Source organism: Aliiruegeria lutimaris, from assembly GCF_900099935.1.
GTDB lineage: Bacteria > Pseudomonadota > Alphaproteobacteria > Rhodobacterales > Rhodobacteraceae > Tropicimonas > Tropicimonas lutimaris.
On the sequence record NZ_FNEK01000121.1, the window covers coordinates 1 to 8,770 of the forward strand.

General features: G+C 56.3%; 8 protein-coding genes. 3 read left to right on the top strand and 5 right to left on the bottom strand.

Annotation, left to right across the window (positions count from 1 at the left end; genetic code table 11):
* Positions 1-205: 205 nt before the first annotated feature.
* Positions 206-640 carry a carboxymuconolactone decarboxylase family protein gene (locus tag BLR85_RS26810; RefSeq protein ID WP_093164600.1) on the bottom strand — a complete coding sequence of 145 codons (435 nt, stop codon included), beginning with the start codon at positions 638-640 and terminating at the stop codon, positions 206-208.
* A gap of 263 nt (positions 641-903) precedes the next feature.
* On the opposite strand from BLR85_RS26810, the gene BLR85_RS26815 reads away from it, so the two are divergent.
* On the top strand, positions 904-2,511 hold the full coding sequence (locus tag BLR85_RS26815) for a winged helix-turn-helix domain-containing tetratricopeptide repeat protein (protein ID WP_093164603.1): 1,608 nt from the start codon (positions 904-906) through the stop codon (positions 2,509-2,511).
* A gap of 336 nt (positions 2,512-2,847) precedes the next feature.
* On the opposite strand, the gene BLR85_RS26820 is transcribed toward BLR85_RS26815, so the two are convergent.
* A complete protein-coding gene (locus tag BLR85_RS26820; protein WP_170844800.1) occupies positions 2,848-3,654 on the bottom strand; it encodes an MBL fold metallo-hydrolase in 807 nt (268 codons plus the stop codon).
* 614 nt (positions 3,655-4,268) lie between these two features.
* Between BLR85_RS26820 and BLR85_RS26825 the strand changes: the two genes are divergently transcribed.
* On the top strand, positions 4,269-5,117 hold the full coding sequence (locus tag BLR85_RS26825; RefSeq protein WP_280138533.1) for a sulfotransferase domain-containing protein: 849 nt from the start codon (positions 4,269-4,271) through the stop codon (positions 5,115-5,117).
* A 21-nt stretch (positions 5,118-5,138) separates the two neighbouring features.
* Here the strand turns inward: BLR85_RS26825 and BLR85_RS26830 are convergent, their stop codons facing one another.
* Complete coding sequence (locus tag BLR85_RS26830) at positions 5,139-5,579, bottom strand: GNAT family N-acetyltransferase (RefSeq protein WP_244520895.1); 441 nt, start codon at positions 5,577-5,579, stop codon at positions 5,139-5,141.
* A 13-nt stretch (positions 5,580-5,592) separates the two neighbouring features.
* Positions 5,593-6,198 (bottom strand): GNAT family N-acetyltransferase, encoded by a 606-nt coding sequence (locus BLR85_RS26835; protein WP_170844802.1) that lies wholly within the window; start codon positions 6,196-6,198, stop codon positions 5,593-5,595.
* A gap of 564 nt (positions 6,199-6,762) precedes the next feature.
* On the opposite strand from BLR85_RS26835, the gene BLR85_RS26840 reads away from it, so the two are divergent.
* Positions 6,763-7,641 carry a sulfotransferase domain-containing protein gene (locus BLR85_RS26840; RefSeq protein WP_093164616.1) on the top strand — a complete coding sequence of 293 codons (879 nt, stop codon included), beginning with the start codon at positions 6,763-6,765 and terminating at the stop codon, positions 7,639-7,641.
* Between the two features lie 117 nt (positions 7,642-7,758).
* Here the strand turns inward: BLR85_RS26840 and BLR85_RS26845 are convergent, their stop codons facing one another.
* Positions 7,759-8,574: an alpha/beta hydrolase gene (locus BLR85_RS26845; RefSeq protein WP_093164619.1), complete on the bottom strand. Its 816-nt coding sequence runs from the start codon at positions 8,572-8,574 to the stop codon at positions 7,759-7,761.
* Positions 8,575-8,770 lie beyond the last annotated feature (196 nt).

Consider the following 8,770-nt stretch of genomic DNA (forward strand, 5'->3'; position numbering starts at 1 on the left):
AGTTTGCGCTTCACACGAATAGCCAGGGCCTCCTTGGTGAACTCATCGATGATGTTGAGGGTTCGGTAGGCTCGTCCATCGTGAGTTCGGACGCCGTTAGTCATAAAGTAAATGCAATGGGAGACCAGCATCTCCATGGATGGCAAGCCGAAGCTTGCGCCCCTTCTACGCGGGGCGAAAGCTCCACCGCTCTGCGGCCCTGGCTTCATTGGCTGGAAAAAAGTCCGTCAACCATCGTCTTGTAGTCCTCGAGATCGGCCCCGGTACCGTAGAGGACCGCCGACCAATTCCGCACGTATCCTGCTATCGCAGCTGCCTCAGCGATTTCCTGCTCCGATGCTCCTGCCGCGAGGGCAGCCTTGTGGTGATAATGGGTGCAGTATTGGCAGGGAATCTGAGCTGCGACGGCGAGCCCGATCAATTGCATGGTCTTGGCATCCAGCGCGCCCTTGCCATCCTCGACGTCGTTCATCCAAGCCCAGGCGCCTGGAAGCATGCTATCGGGATAATTCTCGATTTCCGGAAGCGCGGCTCCGAAAGCCTCTTTCGCTTCCGCACGGATATCAGCCGCGCTCTTGTCCTGCGCTATGGCGGGTATTGCGAGTGTGGTTAAAAAAACAGCTGCAAAGAATGTCTTCATGGTGTCCTCCAAGGAATGGTCGGGGCAAAGGGAGCGCAAGCGGTCCGGCCGGAAGCGGGTGTTCCGGTCGTCGTTTACATGTGGACCTACGTCGCGCCGTCCGGTGCAGCCCCCTGCACCCCAGTTTCGCTTCGCCGCGCCTTTCAGACCGCAGCCTGACAATCTCAGGTTGCGATTTGCCCTGTAACGGCCAGAATTACGGCGCGGACAGAAGAACGACTACTGAAGACACTAGTCCGGAGTCGTGAAAACGGGGTGAAACCTTGTCAAATACAGATGAAATCTCGATCGGCGATGTCAGGTTCATCCCGTCTTCTCGTGATCTTCGGGATGCGCAGGGCAAGCGCATCGGCCTGCGCAAAAAGTCCAGCGAGGTGCTTGCCTATCTCGCCACGCGCCGCGGAGAGATCGTTAGCAAAGCCGAGATCATGGAGGCGGTCTGGGGAGAAGTGTCGGTGACGGATGAGAGCTTGACACAGTGCATCGCCGACATCCGGCGGGCAATCCGCGATAAGGAACAGTCATTGCTGACGACCCATGTCGGCAAAGGCTACAGTCTTAGCCCGGCACCCGCCATGGTCATTGTGGCCTCACACCACCGTCGAAACCTGATCCTGTCGGGCATCGTGATGATTCTTACTATTGCCGCTGTCGCCTGGGCCCTATGGCCCGAACCCGCACCGGACGGCCCCGCGCGCATCGCGGTTCTGGCCTTTGACGATCTCAGTCCGAGCGAGGACCGGGGGTACCTGGGTGACGGCATTGCCGAGGGGATTATCACCGAACTGGCGCGCTACCCCGAGCTTGCGGTCATCGCCCGCAACTCGAGCTTCAGTTTCCGGGGCACCGCAACCGACATAGCAGAAATCGCCGAAAAGCTGCGCGCTGATTTCGTCGTCGAGGGCAGCATGCAAAAGTCGGGAGATCGGCTGAAGGTTACGGTGCAGCTGATCAACGCGCACGACGGAACGCACCAATGGGCGCATGAATTCAACGACGAAATAGACGACTATTTCGACGTGCAATCAAAGATCGTGTTGGGGATTGCGACACATATTGGTCGCGAACTGGCTTGGCATGAACCGCAGACCGGTGGTCCGGAAAAGGTGAGCGCCCTGCATCTCTACATGCGCGGCAACGACGCTATTCAGGGACAGACACCGGAAGATGTGCGGAAAGCGCGCGATCTCTACCTTCAGTCGATCGAGGCCGACCCCTATGCACCCTATGGCTATGTTGGCATGGCGCTGATTGTCTGGCAGGAACTACCACAGCCGGATCTTTACAAGGACATGCCGCTCGAAGACCTGCTGCAGATGGGAATTGACTATGCCGAGAAGGCGCTTGCGGCCGACCCGGACTACTACATGGCGCACATTTCCCGCGGCGACATGCACGACCGTGCGGGCGAGAACGAGCTCGCGGTCATGCAGTATCAATGGGCCGCCCGGCTGAACCCTTCGAGCGCAGACGCCATGGCGCTGACTGCGGAACCTTTGATGTTTGCAGGACGAACTGATGAAGCGATCGCGGTTATGGAACGCGCGATCGACATCAACCCGATCCCGCCCGGATGGTACTACAAATCGATGGCCTTCGTGCTTTGGTCGGCGGGAAGATGCGAAGAGGGCGCTAGCTGGATCGAAAACATATCGCGAACTTACCGGCCCTGGGAATTGCGACACCTCATGGTTAACCAGGCCTGCGCCGGTGATATTGAGGCTGCACGGAACACCGCCGCTCGGCATGCTCGGATGCTTCCTGACTACACCGTCCAGACCTATATGCGCAATCGGACCGGATTCAACAATGACGAGCTTTTATTTAGGTTTATCAATGATTTGAGGGTATCGGGAATGCCCGAAGGCTGATGCTGGAGTTCAAACGGTCAGAGTGAAAAAGCGACACGCGTGCTCTTGATTTGGAGCGGAATTTTTGCCCCCTGCGCCTGCACGCGCCATGCGGTCAATACTCAACGATTGGCGCCTTCCTCCCTTTTTGATGAACGCTGCTTCCGCAATTTCATAATAATGATGGGCGCGACGAACGGCTGTATCCTGCGCTGAACTGCTGTCCACGCCTCATGCGTGCGTCACAAGAGCAGCACCCTTCGCGGAAAGGTCCCGCTCGAAAACCGGAATTCGCAGTCCTAGCATGCAATGGCGCTACTCAGCCAAGGGTCCTGACCCTGAAGCAGTCCTTCCTGATCAATAGGGCCAGACTACGAACGATCCGAGTTCAATTCTCTCCGGCGTTTCTTTCCCCGAAATGGCTGCATACAACATTTCGATATCCGATACCGACAGCGGCAGAGGCGCCTCGTCCGGCTGGTATTGCGTGCTTCGCGGATATTGTACGTTAGGGGTTCGCTGCATTTCGATATGTCCACCCACTACGTGCGCGACCGGCTTGTCTTTCACCCAGTCCAGCAGACGGGCGATGCTGTCCACGTAAGACGGCCAATCGTTAACATATAGCCGTCCAGGAAGAACGGTATCGCCGGTAAAAAGGAACTGTGACCGAGGATCGTAATACGCCAAACTTGCGGACTCGTGGCCTGGGGTCGGAAGAACCTCGATCAGCCTGTCGCCCAGTTTGATCCCGACCGGATCGTCGGGCCAGGTGTCGAGGCCCAAGTATTTCAGCATATTGATTGCACCAATGCGAACGACCTCGGTATTTTCGGCGTTCTTGAAGGCGGGGTCGCCTCTCCAGTGGTCCGGGTGCCCGTGCGTGTGCACGACAATCAGAGGCGCAGGAGTGATCTTCCGAACCATCTCATAAAGAATTTCGCCGCCTTCCTTGGTCGCGCCTGTATCTATCAACAGTGCCTTCGTCGCACCCACCAGCAGATACACGAAATTGGCCTCGTAGTCGGAACACTTGTTCTGCCTGAAGACGTAGGTGTCGGGCAGATACTGCACCTGCTGCCACTCGATATAGTCTGCGCTTTCTCGCGCCGCCTCGCAGTCTTCGGAGCCGTGGATCCATTCAACAAGCGTCAGGTCGACCATTGAACTTTGCGCATTCGAGACCGAAACTCCGGCGACGATTGTCACGCAGGCACACAGGATGAGGCCGTACTGCAAGCATCTTCTGAGCATTGTTCCCTCCCAACTTGTGTGATGCTTTTCAAGAGGCGGATGTTGCCTCAACAATACTCCACGGTCATGAAATTCGTCTGAATTCGCATGAAATCGTTATGATTTCCGAAGTTGGAAATTCCGCTACCGTCATACTCCCGCTCGACTCAGAGCGCGGCCCTGTCCCACGAGAAAACTTTAACAAAACTTCATTTGGGTGTCCGGTTTTGGTCCTTCCGATCGGGGTTATGCTGCTCCCCAGGCCGAATATTGCAAGTGCAGAGAACGGCAGAAAGGTCGGCAAACTAACCGCTCGTGCGGATCGCAGCATTGGTCACTCCGGGCTCTGAGCCGCCGTTCGCTAAATTCTGCTGGATGTCCGAGTTGCGGGCACAAGCCTTCTTTTTGCGACCCGCCCAATGCTAACGGAGAAATCCCTCGGAGCCGATGGAAGAACAAGGTATTCTTAAAGCGAGGAGCATTTATTGACATGAACATGAATCAACCTTCCCGCCCCACGACACCTGAAGAACTTGACGCGCTTTTTGCAAAGATTTTTTTTAAAGCAGTGCAGGGAACATGGCTTAGCCTTTCAGCCGCGGGCTACGGACATCATCATCACTCCATTCTCCAAGTGCGGTACCACTTGGTTGCAGCAGATCGCCCACGGCTTGCGGACGCGGGGAAGCATGGATTTCGAAGAGATAAGTAATGTAACGCCGTGGATCGAAGTCGCGTTCGACCTTGGCATTGATCTGGACGCTTCCCAAGTCGCCGAACCGAGGGTTTTCAAGAGTCACCTCAGTTGGTGGGATATACCCAAGGGTGGGCGCTATATCGTCTCATTCCGCGCTCCATCGGACGCATTCATATCGCTTTACCGATTTTTCGAAGGCTTCTTCTTTGAGCCGGGCACGATAGATCTGGACACATTCTTCCGATGGCGCAACCCATCTGCCGAGATGGGCGAGCGAGGATACTGGCACCACTTGGCTTCATGGTGGGAGCAGCGAAATAATCCCGATGTCCTGATGTTATGTTACGAAGATATGCGGGCAGACCTTCCCGAAACAGTGCGGCGCATAGCGGCGTTCATGGACATTCCGCTTGACGACGAACTGTTCGATTGTGTGGTGCGGCAAGCCTCGCGGCAGTTCATGTTGGAGCATAGGGAGCAGTTTGGAGAAGCCCCTTTTCGGCGTCTGATGTCTCAGCGGATTGGTCTGCCTTTTGAAGCAAACGCCTATAAGGTCACGCCCGGCGTACGCGAAGACCCGAAATATCAGCTCACAGCGGCACACCAACGGGAGCTGGAAAAAATTTGGCAGGCGCAGCTAGCCAACCAGTTCGGATTGGAGAGCTACGAAGATTTAAGGCATGAAGTGTCCGTCTGAAATCGACCACCTTCGCGCGGCTCAAAGGTCCATGGACATCTCGTGCCAAGTCATTCCTCCATGGTCGGAGGCAGACGGTTGCAGATAGCGGTACCCGAACTTTTCGTAGAGCCGCACGTGGCACTCCTTGCACATCAGATGGATCGTTGCCTTGCCCATCTCTTTCATCCGCTCGACAAACTCGACCATCAACTCCCTTGATAGACCTTTGCCTTGCTGCGAGGGGACGACGACGACAGACATGATGACGACATTCGGAGCATCGGGGTCATGCCCGATGAGTTCCTTGAAGTCTTCGTTAGACATTTCGACATCGTGCGCACATCCGCAATTGATGAAACCAACCACCTCTCCATCGATCTCGAGAACGAGGAAGCCTTCGGGATAGACCTCGATCCTTTTAGTTATTTTTTCGAGGGTCGCCGCTTCGTCGCCTTCATAGGCCGACGTTTCGATCTCCAAGCAGCGATCCGCGTCAGCCGGACGGGCGCTTCGGAATACTTGCATGATCTGGATTTATCCTTTCTTCGACGATGGCCTCAGTCGGTTTGACCATCAGCACCCAATCCTGGCCCGGACCGTCCCAATCGCCCTTGATCATCGGACGTCGGGCGTTTTCGGAGAAACCGCAGCGCTGGTAAAGCCGGATTGCCTCGCCATTCGCATCGGAAACCACGAGAGCGAGATGCTCATGACCGCCCGCGCGGGCAATTGTCTCCGCAATATCCATTAGCCGTGCGCCATGCCCTTTGCCGCGATACTCGGGCAGCGTGGCTATCACGTGCAAACACCAAGCGCCCGGCACAAGGTTCTCAAGCTCCACGAGCGGAACCCATTCGGCATCCACGTCGTCCACGGAGACCGGTTCCGCTGGGAGCGGCTGCCCCATCAGCACAGCCTCGACCCCTTGCTCCTGATCGAGCACGATCATGATCCAGCCAGAGTTCATCTGGTCGATCTGCTGCAGGCGCCCCAGTTCCCACGGATCGCCATCGGAGCCGGCCTTTCGGATCCAGCCCGACAGGAGAAGGCCGCCCGAGGCCATGTCATTAAGCTGCGCCACGGTGGCGGCGTCGTCCATTCGAAAGGGACGCAAAGGTGGGGCAAGCGGAACTGGAACGACGGCCTCGGCCTGAGACATGGGACAGCCCTCGATGGGTGATGTGAACGTGCCTCGAGAACACCCGGCAGGGATTCCTTAGCAAAGGCCCGACAATTCCATCAAGCGTTTGTCGTTCGCCGGAAGTCCAAGGGCCGACCTTCGTTGACAGTGCATCATCGAACATTTGGGCTCTTCACCGCAGTTCGCCGCGTCGGCTCTGAAGGTCGGCTTCCGGTTCAACGGTTGGTGTTGCACCAACAATGCGTCCGGGTGCGACGAGTGTCGGCACTGCGCAGTTACCGGACCTCGCGGCCCAGGACCGGTACTCCGTGGGTATCGGAAAGTGTGGTGTGCTGGTCGCAAGGTCGGGAATGCCGACTGAGTAGTCATCCGACCAAATCGATCAGGTATCCGTTCGAGCCCTTAGTGGAAAGCCGAGTTTATGGTACTAATGCCGAAGCAGCACCAGCTCCGCATCAAATTGTATTTCGCTTGCACGGGTGTCATGGGGCAGTTTTTTTCGGCGGCATTCGGGATTTATCTATGCAGATCTACTCAGGTGTTAGAACCGACTCGTCCAGATGGTCCAAGTTTGAACTCCGACCAGGCGATGTTATCGTCTCGACGCCACCAAAATGTGGAACGACCTGGATGATTGCTGTTGTTTCGATGCTGCTTCACGGCAACACGGAATTGTCGGCGCCGACGAGCGAGTTGAGCCCTTGGCTCGACTATTCACCAACCGCGTTCGATGAAATCTGCAACGCATACGGATCGCAAGTGGGTCGGCGCTTGATCAAGACGCACACCCCGGTCGACGGTCTACCGCGTGATGACGGAGTACATATAATTTCAGTGTTGAGGAATCCCCTGGATGCAATCCGCTCCATGCGCCGACACGTTTTCAACATGGTAAGCCCCCGTAAGGATGATCCCTTTTTGAAGGATGAGAACGCGGTAATCGCCCGGGCCTTGGACTTGGCTTTCAGGTCGACGAACGTGGACGATGTGTCCTTGGAGTTGCTGGTTCACCATCTTCGCGTTTCGGTACTCGCGATGGCTCGAAAGGATCGCGAGATCACACTCGTCCACTACAGCGATATGAAGCGGGATCTGCGCAAGGAGGTTGAGCGGGTCGCGGCTGCTGTCCAAGCAACTGCATCGCAAGAGTTCCTGGATGATGTCGTTGAGGCGGCCTCGATTTCGTCAATGCGCTCGAAGGCCGAACAATTCACACCGCTTTCGAACGTGAAGCACTTTACGTCCACTGAGAAGTTCTTCGGTGTGGGAGAAGAGCGCGGCCACGACAAACTCGCCCCCCACCTCAAAACTCGCTACAAAGAGCGACTGGCAGAATTGCTTCCTCCCTCAGAAGCCGCCTGGTTAGATGGTGGTGGTGCGCCCCAGTCGGTTATCGGTTGAATCAGGACTGAAATTCAGCGCTTCGCGGAAAATCGGCGAGCGGCAGAGTTGCGCAGTGACCCGTCGAAGGGGGCATCGAGAGTCATTTGGTCCATCACAGCAGCTATGCGTATCGTTTCAGTCGGACGTCACCCGTGCGATGAAGGCATCCGTTGCCGCACGAACTGGTGTTCCCGGGGCCTCCATATCGAACCTGACCTGAGTGTGAGTACGATCCTCTGCAATCAGAATGGTGACATCGAGACCGGCCGACTTCCCGGCTGCTGCAAGGGTTTCCATGCTTCCGATCTCGACGAATACATCCTTGGTTCCGTGGACCAGGAGCATAGGAGGATCGGCTGCGTCGACAAATTGGGCTATTGGCCAATCGCCTTCGGTTTCTGGCGTGAAAACGGTTGGGCATTGCCCGCCGTTGCAAAGCCCGCCCAAATAGCGACCAGCGAGACCAATGAATCCAGAAATCGCATCGCGCGGCACGCCCTCGGCTTCCAGGTATCGCTCGTCGTAGCTCACCATACCGGCGATGTAAGCGCCTGCTGACCACCCCCCAATCACAATCGGGCGCGGCTCACCGATGCTAGTCTTAAAGTTCGCGCGGACATAGCCAACGGCTTTAGCGGCGTCCTCGATGAATGTAGGAAAGGCAGTCTTGATTCGGTAGTTCGGCGTGACAGTAATCACGCCAGCTTCCGCGAAGCTTTCTCCAACAAAGAGAACTTGCGCCGTGCTGCCGCGAGTAAACCCGCCACCGAACAAAAACACCAGAACCGGAGTATCGTCCGAGACCGTTGATGGGGAAAAGACATCCAGTAGATGTTCCGAATGGACTCCGAAGCGAATGTTGTTTTCGACCGAATAGCCAGGCTCGTCGGCCTCCGCTACTCCTGCGGAAACTGACAATGCCAAAAGTGAAGAGATCATTTCCTTTTGCATGACAATCACCTCCCAATAGTTGAAGTGATCTTACCTGTCCTGCAACGAAAACGCCTTGTCTTGGCTCAACCAGACAGGAAAATGGACTGCCGATCAAACCACTGTGTGGACTGCCCCCATCGAGTGGTCCGGGTTGATTGTTAGTGCATGGTCGGCCTCTGGTCCATTGGAACGAAGCTTTCGGGTGCTGGTGGTC